Raw genomic sequence first — 24,689 nt, 5'->3', positions numbered from 1 at the left:
TTCCCCCGGGGTGGGGGGGGGTTGGATAAATTTAACCGCCGTCCGCCTGGCTCCCGGGGGGGGGCGCCCATCTTCCGCCCCCCCGCTGCCGGGTAGCCGCGGGATGCGATTCGTGAGCGGCAGGCTGCCTCCCCCTCCCTCGCACGACTTAGGATGCATATGGTTCGGCCAATCGGCACACAGCAGCCCGTACCGCCGCAAAGCACGGGCGCGCCCTCTTCGACCGCTGAGTCCCGCGAGACCGAGCGAGAACGCGGCACCCGTGAAACCAGCCCCGGCCCGTTGCGCGATCTCGCGCCGCGCACATCGACCGCGGGCGGCGCCGGACCGTCCACGCGGGGCCTGGCGAGCGCGCGCCCCGCGCCGCGGGCAGCCATGATCGATGCATCGATCACCCTCCTGAATCGCAGCAACGACGTGAAAACCGTCGTCGCGTTCGCGGACGGCATCGGCCGTTTGGAAGCGCAGCTTGCCGCGCTCAAAGCGCCGCCCGAGCCCCACGCGGAGGCGGCGCCGCCCCTCTCGGAAGCCGAACTGACGCAGGCGATCCGGCGGCTGCGCACGAGTCGCGAGCTGGCAAGCGGCAAACTTCAAGTGCTTGGCGCCAAATGCGACGAAGCGCGCGAGGTCGTCGAGCAGTTGAACGCGACACAGGCCGGCAAAGAGCAGCGGCTCGAGCATCTGCAGCGAGAGTACGACGCCGCGACCGCATCGGAGCCGGCGGTCGCTACGACGCCGTCACGTCCCAGCACGGACGCCCTTATCGCGGATGCCAACGTCAACCATGGTCGAATGAGACAGATCTCGCGGCAGATCGAATCGCTGTCGGCGAGCCGAGAGACGGCGGCGAACGAAGCGAAGACGATGGCCGAGCGCGCCGCGCTGAGGGAAGCGGCCGAGGCTGCTGCGCTGATCGGTGCCGCAAGTCCGGCTCTGTACGAGCAAACCACTCAATGGCTGCGGGGAGAATCGCAGGCATCGCGTCGTTCGGCGCGACCTCTTCGCGATCGGCAGTTCCAAGCGAGCCTCACGACGGCGTTCGAACTCATCGCGGCGCACCGCGGGGATCCACTCGAGGCTGCGCGGGCGTTCATGCGCGCTGCGTCGGGGACTGGGCTCGAGCATGTCTCCGCCAATGTCGAGCAAATGCTCGTCTACGATCTCGGACACAGCTTGCGGCTATGGAATAGGGAAGCGCACCAAGGCAAACTGCGCGGCCAGATCGACAAGGTGAAGGGTTGGATTGGGCAATCGCCGCCACAAGTCACAACGCGTCGTATATGCGGGGAGATCGAACGAGCGGCCATGCAGATGCACAGCGCGCTGCGCAGAGACGCCTCGGTCACTCAGCTCGGCGATCAGGTGCTCAGCAAGCCGGAAATCGAAGCGGCCGCGGCGAGGCTCGACGAATTGTCGACGAGACTGGATCGTCATCAGGACGCGTTCGCCACGATGGTCGGCGCGCTTGAACGGCATCTCATCAAGAGTCTGGAAGTCAACGACGCGCTCCGAGAAGCGATGGCGCAACGGGTTGCGCCCCAGCTCGACGGCTACTACGCCGCAAGGATTTCTGAACTCGCAGCTGAGAAAAAGGCGCTGACCCAACCCTCCGCGCCACTGCCGAAAACGCGTACCGCACCGGGCGCGCCGGGCATGCCCAGCACGAGCCGAACGAGCACCCATCTCGAACAGCTCGAAGCGAGGATTCTTCGCCTGCAGGGCGAAATTCCGCGATACGCCGAGCAGCACAGAAGCGAGTTCGAGCACTACGCGAGCCTCAGTGCGCGCCATTTGTCGGCGGCCGACGAGCTCGAGGCGATCGACGGCGAATTGGCCGACCACCAGAACCGGCTCGGCGAACTCCGTGCTTCGCGCCATCAGGAAACGAAGCAGCGTGGCGCGCGCAGCGGCGAAGCCGAGCGCGTCGAGGGTGAGCTCGAAGCGCGATGGAACGCGGCGATCCGCAGCCCAGACCTACACCGCATCATCTCGCCGGCAGCGCTCGTGCGCGCGATCGACGTTCATTTTGGACAGAGTCCCGAGCAGATGCGGGCGCGCCTGAACAAGTCCGGGGGTACGCTGTCGCGCACGGGGACGTTTTCGTCGCGGGCCGGGCTGCTGCGCGCAATCGCCGATATTGCCAATCACGAGCTGTCGAAGCCCCATTCAGCGCTGCTCGCGCGTAGCGAAGCCGAGCTTGAACGGATCGCGAGCGGCTACGCAGGCGGGCGCATCGACGCCCTTTGCAATCACGGCCGCGCGATCGGAGTCGGCGTGCGTAAAAGCGCGAGCGGCATCGTCGAAATGAGAACGAACACGAGCCAGTACTCGATCCAATGGGAGCGGGGAACGGGAGCACGCATCAGCCACTTGCATCCGTGGGTCTCGCCGTACTGAGCCCCGCATCGTCACCGGTGAAACATCCTCACCGGTGATTCCTGCAAAAACGCGTTAGCCGCCGGCGTTGCCGCTGGTGCTCGCCTCCTGCGCAGCCGCCTCGAGCAACTCCGCTATCCGAACGATCTGGAACATTTGCCGTGCGATCGATTCATGGTCGCCATCGAGGAGCCGGACAGGCGCCGTGTCGCTTCGACCGTCGTCCAGAAAGCCGACGTCGTCGTCGATGGCGTCGAGAATATCTGCCGCGATCGCCTTCGCCTTCGGCACGTCCCGATTCAACGCCGCCGCGCGCGCTTCATCGATTCGGCCGATGTAGCTGCGTGCTCTCGCTTTCTGCTCAGGCGTGGCTTCTCTCGCGGAGCCCAGGGCGGCGCGCTTCCGATCGAGTTCGTTCAGCGCCCCGATCACGCTGCGCCGAGGTTCCTCCGCACGCATCAGATCGAGCAGTTGCCGATAGCGCGGCATCACGCGAACCATCCCTTCTAGAATGCTGAAGGCATTGTGCCGATGATCGTCGGTTGCGCGCAGATCGAAGTCCTCGCGGCCGCGGGCGGCGTGCAATACCCCCGTCAACGTCGAGTTCAACCATTCGACATGCAGGTCGACGATAGCGGGATGAGCCAACGCCCCGGCCTGTGGCTGAAGCTGAACGATATGCGTCAGCGGCGTTCGCCCATTGGCGTGACGAGCCTGCGGATCGACCCGCGGATTCGCAACGAGGTCGTTCAGCATCGACTCCCAATGCGATGAGCGCCCGTGGTAGTTCAGGGCGTCTTCCCACTTTTCGAGTACCTGCCACAACGGCGTTCTTCCCTTGGCGTCGAGCCTGTTCGGATCCGCATTGGGATGTCGTCCGATCGCTTTCACGATGGAAGGACTGGCTCGTTCGATTGCGAGCTGCATCGGCGTTCGCTCGCCGCCCGGCGCAAGATCGGGCAACGCGTCGTCGCGCTCGAGAATCGCAAGGGCCACTTGTTCCGCCCCGCGCGCTCGCCTTCCGTTCATGTTCCTGAGTGCGAGATTGAGGGGCGTCAGGCCGTTTCGATCGGGCAGGTTGACGTCGAACAGATGCGCCTTGACGCCGGAAGCGGGCGCGGCATGCAGACCAAGGAACAGCTTCGCGATCGCGTCGTCGCCCTGGAGCGCGGCATGCGCCAGCGCCGTGCGTCCTTGTGCGTCGGGCAGATTCGCGATGTGGCGAAAATGGGTGTCGTCATCCGTACCGGGTTGCGCAGCCAACGCTTGCGCCAAGCCGGCCGCTTGAAGGACGACGTGTACGGCATCTCGATTGCCGGTGGACACGGCGTGAGTCAGCAACGTATGGCCCGTAGCCGTGCGCTGCGTCAGCAAATGCGGCAGCATGGTCAACAGTTGCCGCAGGCGCGGCGCGTTTCCCTTGTCGATGGCAGCGACGACTTCCTTGATGGCCGAGTCGGGAGCGGCCGCTCGGGCGCTCGCCATGCCCGGAATCGCCGAGCGGGGTCTTGGCGCGCCGGGCGATGCCGCCGCCCTGGTGGCAAGAGGCAGCACTTGCGCCCCTCGGGAAGATTGCGCCGCCGATGGCGAAGGCGAAGGCTCCAGCGGGTGCGCCTCGGGCGACGTGGCCGGATTCGATGCCGGGGTTTCCGGGCGGGTGGGTGCAATGGGTCTCATGATCGAAAGCGAATGCGCGGGCGGAAGAAACGATGCTCGAAGTTTGAGCGCGCGACCATGACCTATGCACGTCGCTCAGCGAAATCGCGTGGCCAACGTGGAAATAACCGATTGCGCGGCTACTCCGGGCTCGGAGTGCCGTTTTCAAGGTCTGCCAGCAACCGGCGCGCACTGTCGCCGTCCAGCTCGCCGCCACGCTCGAGGTCCTTGACCGCGTCTTCGAAATCGAAATGACCGAATGCCGGACGCATGCTCCGCAGATAGTCGGCCCGTCGCTCCCGCGGCTGCGTCTTGGCGGCCTCGACGAGCGCTGTGTGCGCCGGCATGCCCAGGGCCCGGAGATGCTTCCGATTGATGGCGTGCGAGACATCCTGGTCCGCGAGGTAGACGTTGACCGATCGATGGCCTCCGGGCGCGTAGAGCGGTTCGCCCGATTGCTTCATAAATGCGTCGTTCGGTATCGCTGCGACACTCGTCACCGGGCCGCCGGTTCTGAATTCCCGATCCGGCCCGTAGTAATACGCCCGCGTGTCAGCGTCACGGATGAAATCCTTCATGCTGAGCGTGGCGAATTTCGAGTAGTCCGTTTCCTTGACGCGAACATGCTCCGACATGCTGTTCGGGTCGAAAAACCCGACTACGTATTCCATGTCGTCCGTGCCCGGCGGTTGACCTTTTACCCGCTTTGCGGAAAGAAACATCGCCATGGCGTGCTTGTTCGTCTCCAACAAAAGGCTCACCCGACCAGGCTTCGGCATGTGCGCGAATCGATCCGCGATCAATTGACCCCACTTCTCATGGCTCAGCAGATAGTTTTCGATGCTGCATTGCTTGATCTCGTGGTACCTCGTTTCGATCGATACGTCGATGTGTCGGCTCATTCTCGAGCGCGTGCCCATCAAACTATGACGGACATCGGCCCGTCTCTGGGGGCGCGTTGTCACGCCCCGATGCGCCTGATCGGCGTCGGATCGTTCCGCGTCTAGGAGCTCACGGAGCGTGCGTCCCGTCGCCGGCACGCCATGTTCCTTCCGCGCGTCGAATCGCTGCGCGTCCAAAATCTCTCGAACCGCGATATGCCGGCACCAGATCAATTCGCCGCGACGGCCCCGGAACGCAACCTCTCCATTCAGGCTGTCGGAACTTCGCGCTTTACCCTTCGATAGATAGACTTGGCTGGTAGCCGTGCTCGTGCCGACCGTCTCACCCGCGACGACATGCTTGACCAGCGTTTTTTGGCTTGCATTGGTTCGGTTCTCCACCTGCGTCGCCGGCGGCACCTTGACCTTCGTCAGCTTTGGCGCGCGCAACGTCAGTTTTTCTCCCGCGAATCCGCTTGCATCGACGCTTTTCAGCCCCCTGCATGAAGCCGCCCTGCCCGCTGCGCGAATCGTCCGCGTTCCTCGCACCTCGCTCCTCGACCGGCGATGTTGCGTCGGCCGAGTGGGAATTCACATTGGCGGGATGAACCGCGGAGATGGGCCGCAGTGGCATGGGAAATCGCTCCTTGCGCGGGCTTTGTTCGGCCCCGAGTAGGGCGCAACGGGTCGCAAGGTATCAAGCGCGGCGGCCGACGCCTGCGCAACGGAGCGAAAACGGCGGGCCGGCAGCGAAGCGACTAGTCGCCCACTCGCTATGCGAGCGGTGGGCGAGCGCTGAATGCAAGCGTAGTCAGCCGGTCTTTGACTTCGCCGCATGTTTCGCATTGTCATACTATTGACATGATTTTCGTTTAGTCTTCCGCCTCCGGTGGCCGTCTACCCCTCCATTTCCCTGATTGATAGGACTTTTTCGTTCCCTTACTCTGCAACATGACGCACGCCGAAATCGCCGAGCGGCCCAGCGTGTCGAAACGAACAGTCCCAGACTATCTCTCCCAGGCGACGCACGCGTGCTGTCTGGCTTCGCTCCGGTAATCGACGATATGGCCCAGAACACAGCTTTCAGCACAGGCGCCAACGAGACCGAGCAAGCCATCAGCGCCGCAATTCGATGGATGGTGCTGCTGCGTTCGGGCGATGCCACGGAACGCGATCGTCAGCACTTCGACGCATGGCGCAAGGCCGATCCCGCCCATGCGAAGGCGCTGGCGCACGTGGAGGCATCGCTCGGTGCGCTCCTACCGCCCACCCCAGCCGGCGTACCGCGCCGCGCCGTCGGCGATGCGAAGCTGCCTGCCCCCTCGCGCCGCAAGCTCGTGCGCGGCGCGCTTTCGTTCGGGGCGATCGCCCTCGGCGCCGGCGCGATCGTCGATAGGCTGACGCCGATCGGCCAGTGGACAGCGGATATCCACACCAACACGGGCGAGCGCAAGGAGACGATGCTCGCCGATGGTTCCACCGTCACGCTTGGCGCGCGCAGCGCGCTCGACCTGGCCTATAACAACGAAGCGCGCGGGCTGGTCCTACGCAACGGGGCGGCGCTCGTCAGAGTGGCAAATCGCGATGCCCGTCCGTTCGTGGTTCGCAACGGCAACCGTCGCGTGCGCGCGCATGCCGGTTCATTCTCGGTGCGCACGGAAGGGCAGTGGCTGCACGTCGCGGCGCTCGACACGCCGCTGCAGATCTCCGTGGCCGGCGGCGACGCCATGACGCTTGCGCCGGGCCGTACTGCTCGAGCCGGCAGGCAGCGGATCGAGCCTCTGCGCGAAAGCGCCGCGTTCGAGACCTCGTGGACGTCGGGCCAGCTGCAAGTCGACGAAATGCCGCTCGGCGTCGTCGTCGAGCGCCTGCGTCCCTATTTCCCGGGGGTAATCCGAGTGGCGGACGATGCGGCCTCGCTCCCGGTCACGGGTGTGCTGCCGCTCGACCAACCGGTGCGCGCGCTCGATGCGCTTGCCCATACGCTGCCCCTTCAGATCAGCCGCTACGCGGGTTATCTCGTGCTCGTCGAACACGCCTGAATGCCGTCACGCTCGATACCCCGCCTAAGATAACCGGCCGTTGAAAAGATTTTGCCCGCGAATGCCGGGGCGCAAACGCGCACCGACCAAGCAATCGATAGAGATGACGAGTACGGTCCGCCCCCCAGCGATGCAGCCTCCTCCGGCCGAGCCCAACTCGAACGCGCGGACAGCCGGCGTCGTCCTATTCGTCGTCTTGGCGCATCTCGCGCTGTTTGCAGTCCATACCCACGCCGTGCGCTCGGGTGTATCCGGTCTGCGCGAAGCACACGCCGTCGCGCCGTCCGGGCCGCTCGAAGTCACCTTGCTCGCCGCACCGTCTGCGATCGATCGGCCGGCGCCCGCCGGTCCCCCATCCCATGCCTCGGTCAATCCGCACGTGTCGCCGTCCCAACGCCGTGCGATTTCGCGCAAGCCTGCGCCAACCGAGTCGCCTACGGCGGCGCCGCACGCCGCTGCGCCGCGAGAAATCGCGCTAGCCGAGCCGGCTGCCGCAACGGCCGGCGCCGCCAGCACGCCCGGTGCCGCTGCTGCTAACGCCGGGAAAGCGCCGACCGCGGCGGACGCGGCGCGATTCAGCGCCCGCCCCGCGATCAAGCGATCCGATGAGGTGGTCTGCCGGATTCCGACACCGTCGTATCCGGCCCGAGCACGACGGCTCGAAGAGGAAGGCACGGCCACGGTGCGCATGACGCTCGATACCGACGGACGCCCGACGGCCGTGAGCGTCGAGCAAGGCACCGGCTTTGCCGACCTCGATGCGGCCGCGCTCGACGCGGTACGCAGCGCCGCCTGCGAGCCGTATATGGAGCGCGGGGAGGCCGTGCCGGTAAGCGTCGTCCAATCGATCGATTTCGAGCTCACCCAGCCATGAGGGCGGACAGACGTCTCAGCCCGCTCGCCACGAAGGGATCGTCGTGAATTTCGTATGCCTGCGATCGACGCGCTCGCCACCGATGCGGCCCCGTGCACGGTCGTCAGCCACGCGGTCAGAAAACCCTGACGCGACAATCAGCCCCTTCTGACACCCGCGAACCCCGATAAATCGCTATTTTGGCCGCTTCATCCGAAACCGGCGCGCAGACATCGAGCGCGTTTTTTTTCTAAACAGTAACCGCACCGGATTCGCATCGCGCTAACGGAAGCGATAGTGTCGACCGTGCTTTAGTCGAGATCAATGTAATGGCGGGAATGGGGCGCGTTTCGCGCGCGCGTTGGGCATGGCTTGCAATGGCCATGGGGTGTTCGACTGCCACGCCGCATACCTGGGCCGCGGATGCGCCGCCCATCGAGTTTCATGTGGCGGCCGGCCAACTCGACAAGGTGCTCCTGCAGATCGCGAAGCTCGGGCACGTCGTCCTCTCGTTCAACGCGTCACTCACGCGCGGCCTCTCGGCTCCCCCGATCGACGGCACGATGACGGCAAAAGAGGCGCTCGCCAACGCGCTTGCCGGCAGCCACCTCGAACTGATCGAGATGGCGGGCGGCACGCTCACGCTGCGCCGCGCCGAAACGGCTGGCGAGCCGGGCGCCGAATCGGCGACGGACCATGTGCTCCCCAACATCGATGTGCGGGCCCGTGCCGACGACGACGACGCAACTCGGCACAGCTTCGTCGTCGAGCGTTCGTCGACAGCCACGCGCACCGACATGGCGCTCTCGGACGTGCCGCAATCTGTCGGGGCCGTCAGCCAGGAAGTGATCGCCACTCAACAAGCCGCGACCGTTGCCGACGCGCTCGCCAATGTGAGCGGCGCCACGCCGTTCTACGGCTTCAATAGCTCGGACTACGACGTCAAGGTGCGCGGCTTCCAAACGACATCGCTGCTGGCCGACGGCATGCTCTACGAAGCGATGGCCTATCCGCCGCTCGAGGGAATCGAACGCGTCGAAGTGGTCAAGGGGCCTGTCACGTTGATCGCGGGGGGCGTGCCTGCAGGCGGCATCGTCAATCTGATCACGAAGAAGCCGGAGTTCAAGACACAGCGCACGCTCGCGACGCAGATCGACTCGAACGGCCAGCGCAGGGCAAGCGTCGACCTAGCCGGCACGTTCGGCGACGCTTCGCATTTGGGCTACCGATTCGTGGCGGCCGGCGAATTGGACAACCGCAACTACGGCGGCTACGACGGAAAACGCGAGTTTTATCTGGCGCCGTCGCTGCGCTATCGCGATTCCGCAACCGACATCACGCTCGGCGTCGAGCATTACCGCAATCGTTTGCCGATCCTGCCGTATACGGTCGGCGGACCCGACGGCAATCCGCTGCCCGATACGCCACTCACACCGGTCAGCGCGCCGAGCGACTACATCTCCAATGAAATCACCGAGGTGCACCTGCTCACCGAGCACTCGTTCGGCGATGGTTGGAGCGTGCGCGCGCGAGCGCGGCTGCTGCGCTATGAGACCGATACGTTTTGGGACCTGCCGCTAGCCGTATTCGACTCCGCCGGCGACGTGGGACTCGATGCAATCCATGCCCGCACGGTCCAGCACGAGGCCACGGTGGCGAGCGAACTGGTACGCAAGTTCAAGCTGGGTGGGGTGTCCGGTACGCTGCTCGCAGGGCTGGATTTCTGGCGGTTCGGCTACGCCAACGATCAAGCGCCCGATAACTTTTCGCTGCAGAACCTCTATACGCCGCAGCCGTTGCAAACCGTCCCGGGCGGCCCTCTCATGCCGTTCTCTTCTTATGATTCGAGGCAATGGAGCACCTATGTGCAGGCGCAACTAGCATTCGGATCGCGCCTTCGCGTGCTGGCCTCGCTGCGGCACACGAACGTCCTGTTCTCCGATCAGCTCAATCAGTTCAGTCAGCACAACAACGCCTGGACGCCGAATCTCGGCGTCAGCTACCGGCTGACGTCGTCCGCGACGCTCTACGCCAATTGGCTGCACGGGTTCGATCAATCGCTGGGCAACCAGACGTCGAGCGGCACAGGTTTGCCGCCGATGCGCAGCGAGCAGATTGAGACGGGCGTGAAATTCGATTTACTCGACGACAAGCTGTATGCGACAGCGGCTGTCTATCGCGTACGCAACGACTTTTCGATCGGCGTCGACCCGGCGAATCCGCTCTATGCGTCTCAGGCGCCGGGCCAGCACAGTCGAGGGTTCGAGTTCGATGTGCAAGGAGAAGCGCTACCAGGTTGGAACGTGATCGGTACGCTCACCGTGGCGAGCGCGAACGCGGACAGCGGCGATACAGGTTCCCCCGGGATCCCGGCGCGCAGCGCAAGCCTGTGGTCCACCTACGCGTTCAGCCACGACCCATCGCGCGGCTGGAGCGTGGGCGGCGGCATCTTTTGCCATTCGCGCGAGCCGACCGATATGCCGGGCTATACGCTGCCGGGCGACGCGCGCGTCGATGCGACTATCTTCTATCGCGCCAAGCACTGGTCCGCGCAGCTAGGCATGAGGAATGTATTCGATCGGCGCCTGTACGGCGCATCGATGCACGCGATCGCCGTTCCCGTGCTGCCGGGCCGCAGCGTCACATTGACCACGACATTCGATCTGAGCTGAACATACCGTCTTGCACGGACATGACGGCGCTATCGCTAGTGCAGTGTCGCCCTCTCAGGGCGCTCATCGCCGAACAGGACGTGCTTGCTTTGGACAGCCCCGCTTATGGCGTCGAGAAGCTGGATTGCCGCTTGCGCGCTGAAGCGGATTCGGCGCTCGGCAAAGTACTCGGTTTCGTCCCGCTGCATTAAGTCGATCACGACGATGTCGATGTCGCCGGACGCGTGCTGGACCATCGAAATCGGCACGGACACGTTGAATGCTTCGTCCGGCGCATCCCATGCGTCGGACGGTTCGTTGTTCTCGAAAATCACCCGGATGTTCTCCCGATTGCAGTTTTGTTCAGCCATGCAACGATTGTCCGCAAACGGTCTCGCGCTGCCCGGCTATGAAACGAAATGTCGAACACGCTGGCGAAGCGCGATCGGCATGCCAAAACGGGCGCACGAAAAAAAGGCCGTCGATCGACGGCCTAATGAGCACCAACGCAATGACGCGTGGGGAACGCTGGCGCTACAGGGGACTCGTCGCACCGATTGTCAATGCTCAAGCCGATGTGTTCGGTGCAAGTGCGGTCAGATATCGGTTCACTTCCTTCACCAGTTCTGTTGCATAGATGCTGGGCAAACCGTCGTCGTCACCGAGCGCGAGTAGCCGCTCGATCCGTTGACGAAACGTACGTTCGACGTCGGAACGCGTCTGCGCCGGCAAATGCGCTGCGATCGAAGCGAGCATCTCGCCCGCGACCAACATCCATGTGCCGTGCTGAACGATGGCGTTGCTATGCGCTGCGCACAGCTCGGCAATCGCTGCTCTGAGCTCGTCGAAACTCTCATAATCGTCGCGCCTTAGCAGTTCATCCCCCAGACGGTTTTGCTTCGCCACCAATCTTCCTATATTTCGTTTACGTCGGCCGTTGCGTTCACTCAACGTGGGTTGGACCTGCTCCGAGCTGATTTTAATGCGTGATCATCATGATGTACGGACCGAAAAGGATGAATCGACCGTCAGGATTTCCTGATAAACCCATAAGGGATACGGATGCAGGCACGCCCAGTTCGGCATCGGTCCGAGAAAACGCCGTGAACCACCGGTTCAGCTTGTCGATAACGAATCGTTTGAAACATCGAGAAAGATGAGCGCTCTTAACGCATTTGACATCACTGAAAATAATGCTTTCCCATACACTAAAAATTATTTATATTGATTCGATATTTAATTTCCTTTCAATTTCATCAACGATAGCTTTCGATATAAATGATACTTTCCCGTTTGAAGGTGGTTCTAGCTGCGGCCTGCGTCGCGTTCGGCATGCAAGCTGCACACGCGGCAGACGCCAAAGATCCGCTGCGCCCGCTCGTCGAAAGCGCTGCGCAGCGGCTCGGAATCGGCGAAGAAGTTGCGCTGTCGAAGTGGGACAGCGGCACAAGCGTCGAGGACCCGGCACGCGAAAGCGCCGTCATCGCGCACGCCGTTACCGAAGGTCAGCATGCGAATCTGGCCGCCGCTGACGTAACGCGATTTTTCAGGGCGCAAATTGAAGCGAACAAGCTCGTGCAGTACGAGTTGCTCGCCAGATGGAGACGGGCCGGCTCGGCGCCGCCGCACAAGCCGATTGACCTGGGTCGGACAATCCGCCCCGAACTCGACCGTCTGCAGACGACGATGATCGCCCAGCTCGTGGATGCGAATTCGGTGCTGAACAACACGGAATGTGCACGCGAGGTGGCGGGTGCGGTTGGCCGCTATGCATTCGAGCATCAGTTCGATCCCGCCGATCTGCCGGTGCTCGCGCTCGATCGCGCGATGGCTGGCTTGTGCCGGGTCGATTGATAAAGAGATAACGCCCGGGGCCCAGTCTAACCGCCGGGCTGAACAGGGCCCGAGCTATTAGCGCGTTTGGCGCGCGGGCTGCGCCTTACCTGCGGCGCCAACGGCTAATGGAACTGCGCTGCGACGAAGTACGTGGCGGCGACGAGTGCGGTACCGAAGCTACAAACGAACGTCACCAGCCGCCAAGTTTGCGCGTTGACCTCCTTGTGGAGATCACCACGAGTGGCGACGGAATCCAAGCGCGTCTCGATCCTTGCAAGCCGATCGCGCGTTTCAAAATTGGCCGCTTCAAGGGCTACGATTCTGGCTTCCATGCCCCCATGATCGCCGCCGCCGCCTCCGTTGTCAAACGGTGGGGGATGTGGCCCGAGGTCGGCACTTCTCAATCGGCGGCGAATATCCGAGATCGTCATCATGTCGGTCGTGAGAGTGCCGCAAGCCGTTGAGGGATTTCATTCGGCAGCGGCAAACATTGATCGGCCGATACTATGCGGAAATGCGGCCCTTGGGTGGTTCTTCCAATTTTCTCGGACCGATTACGCTCATCGATAGAGCGCAAATCCGCAATGAGCGGGAACGCGAATCCGACAGCAAACCGCTCGAGCAAAGTCCTTTGCGAAGGAAGGGGACATCGTCTGATTTTCCGGATCACCCGCACTGCAACGCCCGCACCGATGGCAAGATTGCCGGCTCTTGTTCCAGCCCTTCTTTGGCGCCGGGTCAACGACCCGATGGTGCTGGAAACGCTGCGCAAGGGTGTCATTCAGCAAGAGCCGGTCGAGCTCCGGCGACAAGACCCAAAGCGCCCCATCCCTACCTCTCGGGGCAACAACATCCGCTCAGGGCTGCAGCGCCCCGACAGCCGCCACCAGAATTTCCCCGGCATCGTCGATATGCTTTTCCAACAAAGCACAGGCCGCCTCCACATCGCGAGCCCTAATGGCATCCAACAACGCCGAATGCTCTTCCGCCGATTTCGCCTCCCACTCCACCATCGTGGCGGTCGCGTACATATATCGAAGTCTCGCCTCATGGAGCGCATCGATGTTCGCTAAGAGGCGCGGCATATTGCAAGGGCGATACAAGCTCGAGTGGAAGTTCCGATTGGCCTCTTCCCAAGCGCTTATATCCTGACAGCCGTCCGCTTCGTTTATGGCGGCCTCCGCCAAAGCAATATCGTTCTGCGTCAAGTTCGGTATCGCATACCTCAGCGCGAGCACTTCGAGCGCCGCGCGCATGCGCGTGATCTCGACGATCGACGCTTGATCGAGCAGCGGCACGTACACGCCCTTGCGCTCGCGCGAGACGAGCAAGCCGCGTGCTTCCAGCCTGCGAAACGCCTCTCGCACCGGCACATGACTCGCGTTGAATTCCGTCGCCACCGTTTCTTGGCGAACGCGATCGCCAGGCTTCAGCGTTCCCCGGATGATCTGCTCCGCCAACGCGGTTGCAATGCGCGCGGGTAGCGATTCCGAGCTTTCGACATTCACTTGTGTTTTGTCCTCTAAGGGGCGGGCGCCCACATGTCACCGCAGGCGGCCGTCACCGCACCGATCAGTTTGCCGTCACGCACGAGACGCCTTACGGATTCCACGTCGTCGTAGACCCAGCGATCGTCGCCGAGCATGGCGGGAACCTCGGATCTTACCGTTTCCAGTGCGGCCTTGGCCCCCTGCCCCAACGGAAACGCCGTCATAGCGTGGTCGACGATGTCCAGCGCCTGTGCCGCTATGAGAATTTCGGCGCTGACCACCGCTTGTGCGTTTTCCACCACCGTGCGCGTGCGCCGGGCGGCGAAACAAGCGTTGCTGATGTGGTCTTCCTGGTTTCCCTTGGCCGGCAGACTCGTCACGCTCGCGGGGCTGCAAAGGCCCATGTTTTCGAGCACGAGGCCTGTGCCCATGCTTTGAACGACGGCGAAACCCGTGTTGATGCCCGGTTCAGTCGCGATCATATTCCGGGGCAATCCATAGTTGCAGGCGGGATCGATTAGTTGATTGTTCCGGCGGTCGCATATCGCACTGAGATCGGTCACGACGAGCGCCAGGAGATCCATCGCCTGAGCCACGTACTGACCATGAAAATGACCGCACGAGACGATATCGTAGCCGCCGTCTGCAGCAAAGATCAGGGGGTTGTCCGTCGCGCTGTTCATCTCCGTAACGAGGATCCCGTCGATATAGTCGAGCGCATCGAGCACCGGCCCATAGACTTGCGGAGCGCAACGGAATGAATAGACGTCCTGTATGCGCGGCTGCGCGGCTGTCGAACTTGCGGCGCCATCGATCGACGTGGCGCGCGCCTCGTTCGTGCAGCGCGATGTGCCCTGCAACAACCGTCTGATGGCCGATGCGACTCGGCGCTGGCCCGCATGCGGTCTTGCCGCCATGACTCGGTCGTCGAAGCAGCTGCGCTCCGCTCTCATCGCCTCGAGCGAAAGCGCCAGCGAAATCGTGGCGTTCGACAGCAGACGACGGGCATCGAATGCCGCGATCACGGCATAGGCCAACGATGCGGTAGACCCGTTGATCAACGCCGTCGCATCCTTCGCTTCGACATCGAAAGTGGGTTCCAATCCGATCTGCTCAAAGGCCGATCGAGCACTCATCACGGCGCCCCGGTACGACACGTTCGATTGTTCGAGCCCGAGCAATGCGCCGCTCATGAGGGCCAAAGGCGCGAGATCCCCGCTCGCGCCAACGCTGCCCTTTGCCGCGATCACCGGGGTAATGCCCGCGTTCAACATGGCAATGAGTCGATCGACCACCTCGATGCGAATGCCTGAATGATTTCGGGCGAAGGTGTTGGCTCTGATCGCCATCATTGCGCGGACCACTTCGTCCGGCATGAGTTCGCCCGTGCTGGCCGAATGGGAGTGGATCAGGTTCCGCTGAAACCGTGCGATGTCGGTCGCGCTAATTCTCTGATTCTTGAGCGCCCCTACCCCTGTGTTGAAGGCGTACATGAGCGGAGCGTCGTCCACGAGCCAGCTCTCGTCGATGAATTTTCGCGTGGACACAAGGTTCGTCCGCACGGTGTCGCTCAAGCAGACCTGCGCTCCGTTTCGCGCTATGTCGATGATTTGGTCGATGCTCAGGTCGTCGCCGGTGAGCGCGATCGCACGTGCTTCACTCATGGGTTGTTCCTCCGATGTCGTTTTATCTATTATCTACAAAACGTCTGGACCATGCAATGGAAAGAGTGGGGTACTGTGCGCCGCCGCCCGCATCGACGTCCGGCGTGCGTTCCGGTTCGATGACGTCGGCAAACGCCTTGGGCGCCTCTTGCGGCAAGTTATGACCGATGACGCCACCGATGTCGCGATGTCGATACGCGCCTCGGAACTTCTTGGCGTAGGCCGCGGGTTGGGGATGCGGCGCACCGTTCGTTGATTTAGTGAGCCAAATTCAAATCTGCAAAAATAAAACCCAGCGGTGATTGCGCATACCGCATGTGTTCGCTCGCTTGCCGATAAAGCCCTGTTGAGCCCATCCGGTAATGTCGCCCACGTAGTGGACGAATTACGCAACGGTGTTGATCCAATGCTGACGCTGTTAATCTATTGCCATTCCAAAAGAAATCGTGGAGAAGTGAATGGCTCCGATTCCCAGTGTCGTAACGGGCCGGCAACTGGATCAATTTCTAGATCGAATTGAAAGCGATCTGGAAGAAAACGATCGGGGCGAAACCGACGATTTGCTTACGAGGCTGCGCGCCCAACCGTTGCGCGCACATTCAATCGAGGCAATCGCCCGGCTTCACGCCCTGTGGATGCGCGCCGGCGATACGGCCGCCGCACGCACCGTGCTCGATGCCGACGGCGCGAGCGTGCTGGCGAGCGCCGCGCCCGACGCGCGTCCAGACATCCGAATGTCGCTGGCGCTTTACCGGCTGCAAGTCGGCACCTTCCTGAAGGAAGACGATGCGATCGCACACGCGCTCGTCGAAATGCGCAACGTCATCGCGCAAGAGCCTGGCCTTCATGCAGACCGCTACCGCCGCTGGGGCGGTCTCGACAGCATCGAACACCATCACCCGGCGCATGCGCTTGCGGCCATCGAGCTGCGCCATGCGCTATGCGCCGCGATCCCCGAACGCGCGGCGCTACGCGCGGTGGACGAGGCCGACCGGCAACGCCGGCGCGCGTGGGCGTTAGCGCGAACAGGAGCCAACGCCGACGCGGTGGCCGCGGCGGACATCGCGCTCGCCGCACTGGCCGGCGCCGCGTCGGACCAGACGGTCAACGCACTGGACTGGCTGCAGCTCGGCGATTCGCTGATCGAGATCGCACCGCATGGATTTCCGATCATCGAGCGTGCCGTCGCCGCGCTGACGTCTAGCTGGCCGCTGGCGAGGCGTCGCGAATTCGAGATCCGACTGGCACGCCTCGCCGCGCGGGCCGCTTACGCACGCGATGGCGTGGCGGCCGCGCTCGCGGCCTGTGAGCTGGCCCGTCACAGCCTTTCGTCGGACGGCACTGACGATTTCATCGAATACGAGCTGCGATGGCTGATCGAAGCCGGACAGCTGGACGATGCCGGCCGACGTGCGTTCTTCCATCTATACGAATGTGAAGAACAGACATGGGCGCCGATGTCGCGCATCATCAACGAGCGACTTGCCGACGACAGCGACACGTCGGTGTGGTGGCCGCTGTGCGTGATGCTGGCCTGCGACACGGCGCGTTTGCTCGAGCGCCTGATCGCGACCGGCCAGGCTGGCGGGGCGAATCTTAAGCTGCGTTCGCCCACGCACGGCGAACTGTTCGCCGAGTTCGGCGAAACGCACGGTGACGCACTTCACGAAGCCGTCCACGCGGCGGCCCGCGCGCTCGCGCAGCGGCGTGCTCCCGGCCACCCTTGGATCGCCTGCGTGAGCGCGCTGCACGACGCTCGCGCCGGGCTCGACGACCCCGCCGCGCGGGCCGACCGCCTGCTGACGGCCATCGAGCAAGGCGCAATGAACGACGACCGTTCGCATTACGCGCTTTTCGTCGCCCGCCAGCAGTCACTCGGCCTGGCCGCCGCAATCCGGTTTCCGCTACCGGCGCTCGCGAGCGGAAGGGCTTTCTACCGGTATGCAGCCGGACTCGATGAAGACGACGACGCCTTCCTAGAAGGCGTGCCGGCGCCGTCGCGCGCCGACGTACGCGTCGAACTGCAGCGGTTCAAGATCGCCGCCTATGAGCAAGGTCTCGCGCGCATGGAACGCTTTCTCGAAACGGGGAGGGGGCACCCGTACGACGGCTGCGCGCAACTTTACTCGATGCTTTGCAACAATCTCGGCATCCGCTATACGCACGACGGACGCCACTCGGAGGCGATCGAACTACATCGGCGCGGCATCGACGCAAGTCCTTTCGCCGATCACTACGCCAGCTTGATGAGTGCGTTGCGAACAAGCGGCGAGCACGCGGAGGCGGTCGACACGGCCGAGCAGCTCTGGCATTTCTCGATCGAGCACGGCTTCGGCGATTACTCGCCGAACTGGTTCGTTCGGAATGTCGTCAGGTCGCTCTCGAAGCTCGAGCGCGAAGATGAAATCCTGATCTGGCTCGAACGGCTCGTGACATGGCAACGGAAAAAGGAGCGTGTCGACGAAGCCCGACTCCCGCTAGAAGCGCTCGGCGCACGCCTAATCGTTGCGTTGGAGCTGGCCGCCAGGCGGCCGAACGAAGCGACGTCGCTTTGGGAAAGCCTGCGGACTCAGCTCGAGGCGAGCAACGACCCCTGGATCGTCTGGAATGCCGCATCGACGCTGTACGACCTGCAACGCTATCCCGAAGCGCGCGCATGGTACGAGCGCGTGTTGAGCATGAACGCCGCGCGGCCCGAGCACGAACGCATCGACACCCAAAATATCGAAACGCTTCTGGCGTCATATCCCGATGAAACCGTCGCGCAAATGCAGGGTGAATCTGCGCGCAAGCGTCGATGGAGGTTTTGGCGTTGAACACCCCAACGGTCAGGCTCGGCTACGCGCCGCGCAATGCGCTCAATGCCGGTGAATTGAAAGCGGGCATCGCCGCGCGCAGCCGCACACGCGGCGACGGCGACGACATCCGTGCGTGGCTGCTCAATCATTTCTACCGCCACGTCGTTGCCAACTTCGAGCCGGCGCGCGCGATCGCATCGCTCGACGATGCACGCCGCACGCTTGCGCCGGCTCCGGTGCCCGCGTGGGTCGTCGCCCGTTTCGGCGACGCGGCCGACGCGCGCGGCGGTCAACCGGCTACGGAGCTCGCCCCGGTCGTCTGGGTCGATCCGGCCGATCCGTCATTGCTCGCGCTCGAAGCGCGCATCGTCGAGTTTCTCGAATCGCGCGTCGGTACCTCGCTCGCCGGAAAGCTCGATCGCGTCAACTGTCCGCAGGCGCTGGCGGTATGGGAGCAAGAGCATGCGCGGATCGCGGCCCGCGTCGAGCGTGGCTGGCGTGAAAGCAGGCCAGAGGCGGTCCGCTCGCTGCTCGATTTGCCGGGCGGACAGTTCATCGAGTTTCGTCACGACAGCCCGCTGCTTCGCGCGGAGATGGCCTACGAAAGCTATGCGATGCGCCATTGCCTCGGACAGTTCGAGGATCGACGCTCGCTCGAGGGCGGTTACGGTGAACGCTACGCGCAGGCGATCGAAGCGCAGCGTATGCGGCTGATCAGCTTTCGCGATGCGAGCGGGCAACCGCACGTCACGATCAGCGCGATCGTGCACGAGGACGGCGCGCTCGAAATCGAGCAGGTGAAAGGCAAGCAAAACCGGCCACCCGTCGCGCGCTACGTGAACGAAGTCGTTGCTTGCCTCAATGCGCTCGGCACGAACGACGCAATGCCGGCCGACTGCATCGCGATCGGCGTCGTACGCACGCCCGCGGGATGGATGCACATCGACCATGTTCCGGACACGGCCGTGCAGGCGTGCTTGGTCGCGCGCCACCCGACACTGTTCTCGCACCTTCGCGCGCCGACGCCGGCGGTCGAATGGTTCGTGGCTGCCCGTGCGCCACATTTGCTGCACGCGCGTGCGCCGCGCGCCGCAGCGGTCCGTTATGCGGTGCGCAGGGCCGACGGTGCGAACCACGGCGAAAGCGCATCGTTCGTGACTGAAGGCATCGAATGGCCCGGATTCCACGAAGCCGACGTCGATCCAATGGATGCATCCGGATCCACCGAATGAGGAAGCTCTGACGATGTCCCAGCCGTGGTGGTTCAACCTCTTCGTCATCGTGTTCGCAGGCTGGTGGATGTATCGCTTCGTCCGGCAACTGCGCCCTGAACCATTACCTGCGCGGCGGCGCTGGGCGCTCGCGTTGGCCCAGCCGTTTGCCGCCGCGACGCGGTTCGGCACCTTCCACGTGTCGGCCCACCTCGTGCTGACCGATACGATGCGCGCCCGGTTCCGGCCACAGTTGCTGCACCAAATGGGTTTGCGTACGGACGCAAGCGGCGACGACGCCCGCGCGCATCTTGCGGGCACCCTCGAGTCGCATTGGTTCCGTACCGATCTGCACGAACTGTTGCCGACCGACGATCCACGCGCGGCGCTCGCGTTCGCGTGCGCGCGCACGGCCTTTCTGGTGCGCATGACGATGCTGATGGGATGGCTCGAGCCGCAGGTCGCATGGCGCGTGCTGCTGCTCAACGCGCAGCGCGCGCAGGATTGTTTTGCAAGTTGGGAAGATTACGGGCGGGCATTCATCGAGGGCCGCCGCCAATGGGTGGCGGCGTTTCGCGCCGATCCGTTCGGCAAGCCGTTCGACGAGCAAACGCTCGCAGCGTGGCTTGCCTCGCGAAATCGCGGCTGGCGTAGTTTGCCGTGGCCGGGGCCGGCGGCGTTCAGCCCGGTTGTTGCGCCGGGCCGCCCGAACAACGCGCATGCAACAGGGCGCCCGCAGGCACATTAGAACTTCTCGCGCAGACCGACCCGCACCACCGCCTGGCGATTCGAACTGGACGGCGTGACCGTGTTGATTGCCGCGACAGCTGGGGCGCCCAGAGAATTGGTGCCGTTCGCGAGTTCGTAGGCAGCGCTCGCATAGACATCGACGCGTTTGGACAGGAAGTAATCGGCGATCATGCTGAACTGGCTGTAGTGTTGCGCACCGTGACCGCCGACGGCCGCACCGTCGGTGAACTGGTAGGCGCCCGCCAGCATCAATGCCGGCGTCACACGGTAGCGGCCGTTGAGTTCGAAGGTATTGAATGCCGCCGTGCCATCATGGAAATGCATGGGATTAGGCCCCCCGTTCGAACCGAGCCCGTTGAAGCGGTAGTTGGTGTAGTTCACGTTCACACTCGCCGCGCCGTTGTCGTAGCCAGCGCCCACACCTGCAATCTTCAACGAATTCGCCGATGCATAGCCGCTGAAAATCGGAGCGGAGAATAGAAGTGGGCCGAGCGAGGTCGAAGTGCCGTCCCACATCGACGTATTCGGACGGTTGTAGTTGCCGTATGCGGCGCCCACCGCGAACGGGCCGTGCGCGTAGCGTAAGCCGACGCTGAAGGTGCTGTTGGTGGAGACCGAACCCGCCTGGCCTCCGAGACTGCCCATCACGGTAGCCGCAAAGCCATGCAGCTCCGGCGTCGTGTACGAGACAGAGTTGTTGATGCGGTAAGACCCGACCAGATCGTCGACATCGCCGGGGTGGCCGCTCATCGAGCCGATCGAGGATTGCGCGCTGCCAAACGGGCCAACGTAGGTTGTCATCGCGTCATACATGCGGCCAGCCTTGAGCGTCCCGAAGCGGCTGCTCGACAAACCCACGAATGCCTGCCGGCCGAACATTCGGCCGTTCTGCGACAAGTTGCCATTATTGGGATTAAAACCGTTTTCGAGCCTGAAGATCGCCTTCAACCCGCCGCCGAGGTCTTCGTTGCCTTGCAGCCCCCAACGGCTCAGCCCAGGTCCGCCGTCGATCATCTGCACATTGTGTTTACCGCCCTGATTGCTCGTGACGCTCAACGTTGTGTCCACGATGCCGTACAGCGTGACCGAACTTTGTGCGGCACACACCGCGGGAATGCCGAACGCGGCGATACCGCACATGATGATAGATTTCATTGAATTGTCTCCGGACTGATTGTTTTTTGCTTCGGTTACAAATGGGTAGTGAGCGCGGGATAGGAAAATCGCCGCGGCAAGAAACGCAATGCGAAAGGCCAAACTAGGCGAGCAGCCGATCTGCGGCCATCGTCGTGAGCGTTGTGATGCTCGGCTTTACTGCCGTGCGTTGCCGAACTGTCCGTAGACCTCGCGCGGATTCGTCACCAGGATCTGCTCGAGCGTGTCGGCGTCGTCGATCCAATCGCTGAGCAGATCGACGAGATCGCCGTCGTTGGGCATCCCGCGTCCGTTCATGTTGACGTGCGGCCAGTCGCTGCCCCACAGCAGGCGCTGCGGCGCATGCGCGACCAGCGCGCGGGCAAGCGGAGTGACCGGTGCGTACGGATAGTCGCCGGGCGTGCAGCGCATCGGGCCGGACAGCTTGACCCAGATGCGGCCGGTGTCGAGCATCTTCAGCAACGCGGTGAACGCAGGCTGGTCGACCCCACCCTCTGCTGGAATGCAGGCGAAATGATCGAGCACGACCGGCACCGGCAAATCGAGCAGCGCCTGCGCTTTTTCCAGCAGATCGTCGGGGCCCGGATAGAACTGCACATGCCAGCCGAATTCGGCTATCAGCGCGGCGATGCGGGGCGACAGCCGCGGCAGCGCACCTCGATGAGCCGATCCGACGAAGCGGGCGCCCCGCACGCCGAGCCGGTCGAGCCGCCCGACGTGCGCGGCATCGGCATCGTCCGGCAGCAACGCGACGCCGCGAAAACGCTCGCCAAAGTTTTCCAACACATGCTCCAGGTGCCGGCTGTTCTGACCGTAGCCGCCCCCGCTCACGACCACCGCGCCGGCAAGGCCTAGGATGTCCTGCTGGGCAATCTGCGTCTCGGGCAGCGCGTCGGCGGCAATGTATTTGCTGTCGGGATGAAACGAATATTGAGCCGCCGGGCCGAAGAGATGAATGTGCGTATCGATGGAGCCGGCAGGCAGCCTAAGCTTTGGCGTCTTGGGACATGGGTCCGGTGGTTGGGTCAGTGATGCAGGCATGTTCGCGATTCTCCTTGCTGCTCAATTGGCGGTGATATTGGCGCGACGGACGACCGTCGCCCACTGCTTGAGTTCGTTCGAGATTTGGCTCTGGAACGCGGCGGGCGTGCTGCCGACCGGCTCGACGCCGTACACCGCAAATTGCTTGAGCAAAGCCGGGCTCTTCAACGATCGAACGACGGCTTGATTGATCGTGTCGACGACCGCCTCAGGCGTGCCTTTCGGCGCGACGATACCCATCCAAAGCGTGCCTTCGTAGCCGGCCACGCCGCATTCGGCGATCGTCGGAACATTGGGCAGAAGGGGCGAGCGTTGAGCGCTGGCGAGCGCAAGCGGCTTCAAGCGGCCGGCGTCGATCTGAGGCAGCGATGTGACGATGGTGTCCATCTTGATCGCCACCCGGCCGCCGAGCAGATCGTTCATCGCGGGCGCGGCGCCCCGATAGGGAATGTGCGTGACCCTGAGGCCGAGCTTTTGCAGCAGCAGTTCCATCGTCACGTGGGGCAACGTGCCGATGCCGGCGGAGCCGTAGTTCAGTTGACCTGGATGGGCTTTCGCGTATGCGACAAATCCCTTGAAGTCCGAATACGGCTGCTTTGCGTTCGCGATCAGCAGTTCGGGGATCTGCGCGGCGAGCGAGATCGGTACGAAGTCGCGTTCGGTATCGAACGGCAGATTGCGCAGAATCGCGGGATTGATCGTGTGGTTGGGCGTCGCGAACAACAGCGTCAGCCCATCGGGTTTCGCGCGCGCCACGCGCTCCGTGGCGATGGTGCCGCCCGCGCCCGCGGCGTTCTCGACGATCACGTGGGTTTTGAGTTCGGCGCCCATCTGGGCGGCCAACATACGCGCGACCGAATCGACGGTGCCGCCGGCGGAAAACGGCACGATCAGCGTAATGGGGCGGTCGGGATACGCACTGTGCGCAGCGGGCGCCACGCAACAAGTCACAGCCGCTAAAACGGTACACATGTGCCGCCGCAGATGATGGATGACCTTCAAGATCGTCTCCGTTTGGGATGCGCTGGATCCCGATTCATTTAGTAGAGCGAAACGATAAAGTGTGAGGACGAGCCCGACAAATGATTGGTTTTCACCTTCCCATGAATTGTTTGAGATGACATCGCCGCAGCTCGCGCCGGTGAAAAAAACGAATCGCCTCAGCAAAACAATTCATTTGATACGGCGGATGGCGCTCTCTAGACTAATGGCGGACCGTTCGTACGGGATCGCTCAGCTCGCCTGCCCGACAGACAGAAACGGCCTCTCATGGAGACAGACAGATGATTTCTCAACACGCCGGATCGCCGCTGCGTCTTGCACGCCGCCTGCTGGCTTCGTTCGTTCTTACCGTCGGCGCCATAGGCTTGTGCGCCGCCCCCGCAGCCGCGCAGTCGACCTACCCGACGAAGCCCATCCGCGTGGTGGTGCCGTTCGGGGTCGGCGGGTTAGCCGACATCACCATGCGCATCGTCGCGAAAGAATTGAGCCTGCGTTTCGGCGACAACATCATTATCGAAAACCGCCCGGGCGCGGGCGGCATCGCCGCGGCAAACGCCGTGCTGAGCGCCGCTCACGACGGCTATACGGTCGCACTGTTTGCCAACGGCACCGCGATTGCCGGCTCGCTGATGAAGCTGCCGTTCGATCCGGAAAAAGACTTCAAGCCGGTGTCGCGGATCGCGTACTTCGACCTGCTGGTGCTTGCCAAGGGCGGCGGCAAGCTGAAAACGCTCCACGACGTGCTGGCGGCGGCGGCCAAGCGACAGATCACGATGGGCGCGATCAACCCCGGCAGCACACAGAATCTTTCCACTGAACTATTCAAATCCACCGCGAAGCTCAATGCGGTTGTGGTGCCCTATCGCAACACCGGGGACGTGATCTCGGGGTTGGTGCGCGGCGATATCGACGTCGGTTTCGAATCGTACGCGGCGGTCAAGGGCTCGATAGAAGCCGGGCAAATCCGCGCGCTCGCCACCACCGGCTCGAAACGCACCGCATGGCTGCCGGATGTACCGACGGTGGCCGAAGCCGGGGTCCCGAATTACGAGGTGACCGGCTGGAATGCGCTCTATGTCGCGAACGGTACGCCGCAGGTAGCGATCGACACACTCAACCGCCAGCTCGGCGAGGTGCTGTCCTCACCGGCGCTGCGCAAGCAATTGCGCGCACTCGGCACCGAGCCGATGGGAAGTACGCCTGCCGAAATGGCAAAAATCTTTCACGACGACGCAGTGAAGTGGCATGCGGTCATCGAACGCGCCGGCATCAAATCTCAATGA

At 63.3% G+C, this 24,689-nt stretch carries 19 protein-coding genes and 1 pseudogene; 9 read left to right on the top strand and 11 right to left on the bottom strand.

Annotated elements, in window-relative coordinates:
• Positions 1–159: 159 nt before the first annotated feature.
• Complete coding sequence (locus tag ACTHNR_RS20180; protein ID WP_440549432.1) at positions 160–2,397, top strand: hypothetical protein; 2,238 nt, start codon at positions 160–162, stop codon at positions 2,395–2,397.
• 54 nt (positions 2,398–2,451) lie between these two features.
• On the opposite strand, the gene ACTHNR_RS20175 is transcribed toward ACTHNR_RS20180, so the two are convergent.
• Both ACTHNR_RS20175 and ACTHNR_RS20170 read right to left on the bottom strand, forming a co-directional pair.
• On the bottom strand, positions 2,452–3,861 hold the full coding sequence (locus tag ACTHNR_RS20175; RefSeq protein ID WP_440549431.1) for a hypothetical protein: 1,410 nt from the start codon (positions 3,859–3,861) through the stop codon (positions 2,452–2,454).
• Between the two features lie 311 nt (positions 3,862–4,172).
• The gene (locus ACTHNR_RS20170) at positions 4,173–4,952 is read right to left on the bottom strand and encodes a ShET2/EspL2 family type III secretion system effector toxin (RefSeq protein ID WP_440549435.1); all 780 of its coding nucleotides are present in this window, start codon (positions 4,950–4,952) and stop codon (positions 4,173–4,175) included.
• Between the two features lie 1,025 nt (positions 4,953–5,977).
• On the opposite strand from ACTHNR_RS20170, the gene ACTHNR_RS20165 reads away from it, so the two are divergent.
• The 3 genes from ACTHNR_RS20165 to ACTHNR_RS20155 all read left to right on the top strand — a co-directional run bounded on the left by ACTHNR_RS20165 (position 5,978) and on the right by ACTHNR_RS20155 (position 10,480).
• The gene (locus tag ACTHNR_RS20165) at positions 5,978–6,955 is read left to right on the top strand and encodes a FecR family protein (RefSeq protein ID WP_440549430.1); all 978 of its coding nucleotides are present in this window, start codon (positions 5,978–5,980) and stop codon (positions 6,953–6,955) included.
• Between the two features lie 130 nt (positions 6,956–7,085).
• Positions 7,086–7,829, top strand: a complete 744-nt coding sequence (locus tag ACTHNR_RS20160; protein ID WP_440549429.1) for an energy transducer TonB — start codon at positions 7,086–7,088, stop codon at positions 7,827–7,829.
• 362 nt (positions 7,830–8,191) lie between these two features.
• A complete protein-coding gene (locus tag ACTHNR_RS20155) occupies positions 8,192–10,480 on the top strand; it encodes a TonB-dependent siderophore receptor (protein ID WP_440549428.1) in 2,289 nt (762 codons plus the stop codon).
• A 35-nt stretch (positions 10,481–10,515) separates the two neighbouring features.
• Here ACTHNR_RS20155 and ACTHNR_RS20150 read toward each other — a convergent pair whose 3' ends face one another.
• Both ACTHNR_RS20150 and ACTHNR_RS20145 read right to left on the bottom strand, forming a co-directional pair.
• Positions 10,516–10,830: a hypothetical protein gene (locus tag ACTHNR_RS20150; protein ID WP_440549427.1), complete on the bottom strand. Its 315-nt coding sequence runs from the start codon at positions 10,828–10,830 to the stop codon at positions 10,516–10,518.
• A 196-nt stretch (positions 10,831–11,026) separates the two neighbouring features.
• Positions 11,027–11,368 carry a hypothetical protein gene (locus ACTHNR_RS20145; RefSeq protein ID WP_440549426.1) on the bottom strand — a complete coding sequence of 114 codons (342 nt, stop codon included), beginning with the start codon at positions 11,366–11,368 and terminating at the stop codon, positions 11,027–11,029.
• Between the two features lie 369 nt (positions 11,369–11,737).
• Here ACTHNR_RS20145 and ACTHNR_RS20140 point away from each other — a divergent pair, with 369 nt between their 5' ends.
• Positions 11,738–12,313, top strand: coding sequence for a chorismate mutase (locus ACTHNR_RS20140; RefSeq protein WP_440549425.1), 576 nt, complete (start codon positions 11,738–11,740; stop codon positions 12,311–12,313).
• Between the two features lie 104 nt (positions 12,314–12,417).
• Here the strand turns inward: ACTHNR_RS20140 and ACTHNR_RS20135 are convergent, their stop codons facing one another.
• The 4 genes and pseudogenes from ACTHNR_RS20135 to ACTHNR_RS20120 form a co-directional block, all read right to left on the bottom strand.
• Positions 12,418–12,729: a hypothetical protein gene (locus tag ACTHNR_RS20135; RefSeq protein ID WP_440549424.1), complete on the bottom strand. Its 312-nt coding sequence runs from the start codon at positions 12,727–12,729 to the stop codon at positions 12,418–12,420.
• Between the two features lie 423 nt (positions 12,730–13,152).
• Positions 13,153–13,803: a GntR family transcriptional regulator gene (locus ACTHNR_RS20130; RefSeq protein WP_440549423.1), complete on the bottom strand. Its 651-nt coding sequence runs from the start codon at positions 13,801–13,803 to the stop codon at positions 13,153–13,155.
• 14 nt (positions 13,804–13,817) lie between these two features.
• Entirely contained in the window at positions 13,818–15,449 is a 1,632-nt protein-coding gene (locus ACTHNR_RS20125) for an HAL/PAL/TAL family ammonia-lyase (protein WP_440549422.1), read from the bottom strand.
• A gap of 118 nt (positions 15,450–15,567) precedes the next feature.
• Positions 15,568–15,702 (bottom strand): annotated as a pseudogene (locus ACTHNR_RS20120) (alpha/beta fold hydrolase); the annotation flags it as partial.
• A 205-nt stretch (positions 15,703–15,907) separates the two neighbouring features.
• Here ACTHNR_RS20120 and ACTHNR_RS20115 point away from each other — a divergent pair.
• The 3 genes from ACTHNR_RS20115 to ACTHNR_RS20105 are packed head-to-tail and all read left to right on the top strand — an operon-like array spanning position 15,908 to position 20,206.
• Positions 15,908–18,265 carry a tetratricopeptide repeat protein gene (locus tag ACTHNR_RS20115; protein WP_440549421.1) on the top strand — a complete coding sequence of 786 codons (2,358 nt, stop codon included), beginning with the start codon at positions 15,908–15,910 and terminating at the stop codon, positions 18,263–18,265.
• Positions 18,262–19,479 carry a hypothetical protein gene (locus ACTHNR_RS20110; RefSeq protein ID WP_440549420.1) on the top strand — a complete coding sequence of 406 codons (1,218 nt, stop codon included), beginning with the start codon at positions 18,262–18,264 and terminating at the stop codon, positions 19,477–19,479. The genes ACTHNR_RS20115 and ACTHNR_RS20110 overlap by 4 nt, the downstream gene beginning before the upstream one ends.
• Positions 19,480–19,492: 13 nt before the next feature.
• Positions 19,493–20,206, top strand: coding sequence for a DUF1266 domain-containing protein (locus ACTHNR_RS20105; protein WP_440549419.1), 714 nt, complete (start codon positions 19,493–19,495; stop codon positions 20,204–20,206).
• Here the strand turns inward: ACTHNR_RS20105 and ACTHNR_RS20100 are convergent.
• From ACTHNR_RS20100 to ACTHNR_RS20090, 3 genes are all read right to left on the bottom strand, one after another.
• On the bottom strand, positions 20,203–21,363 hold the full coding sequence (locus tag ACTHNR_RS20100; protein WP_440549434.1) for a porin: 1,161 nt from the start codon (positions 21,361–21,363) through the stop codon (positions 20,203–20,205). The two genes, ACTHNR_RS20105 and ACTHNR_RS20100, sit on opposite strands and share 4 nt — an antisense overlap.
• Before the next feature lie 156 nt (positions 21,364–21,519).
• Entirely contained in the window at positions 21,520–22,404 is an 885-nt protein-coding gene (locus ACTHNR_RS20095) for an amidohydrolase family protein (protein WP_440549418.1), read from the bottom strand.
• 21 nt (positions 22,405–22,425) lie between these two features.
• Positions 22,426–23,406 (bottom strand): Bug family tripartite tricarboxylate transporter substrate binding protein, encoded by a 981-nt coding sequence (locus ACTHNR_RS20090; protein ID WP_440549417.1) that lies wholly within the window; start codon positions 23,404–23,406, stop codon positions 22,426–22,428.
• 365 nt (positions 23,407–23,771) lie between these two features.
• Here ACTHNR_RS20090 and ACTHNR_RS20085 point away from each other — a divergent pair, with 365 nt between their 5' ends.
• Positions 23,772–24,689 carry a Bug family tripartite tricarboxylate transporter substrate binding protein gene (locus tag ACTHNR_RS20085; RefSeq protein WP_440549416.1) on the top strand — a complete coding sequence of 306 codons (918 nt, stop codon included), beginning with the start codon at positions 23,772–23,774 and terminating at the stop codon, positions 24,687–24,689.

Origin of the sequence: Trinickia sp. (assembly GCF_051954495.1) — a bacterium.
GTDB lineage: Bacteria > Pseudomonadota > Gammaproteobacteria > Burkholderiales > Burkholderiaceae > Trinickia.
The sequence above is the reverse complement of the archived record's forward strand: the minus strand, read 5'-3'. Positions and strand labels throughout refer to the sequence as shown.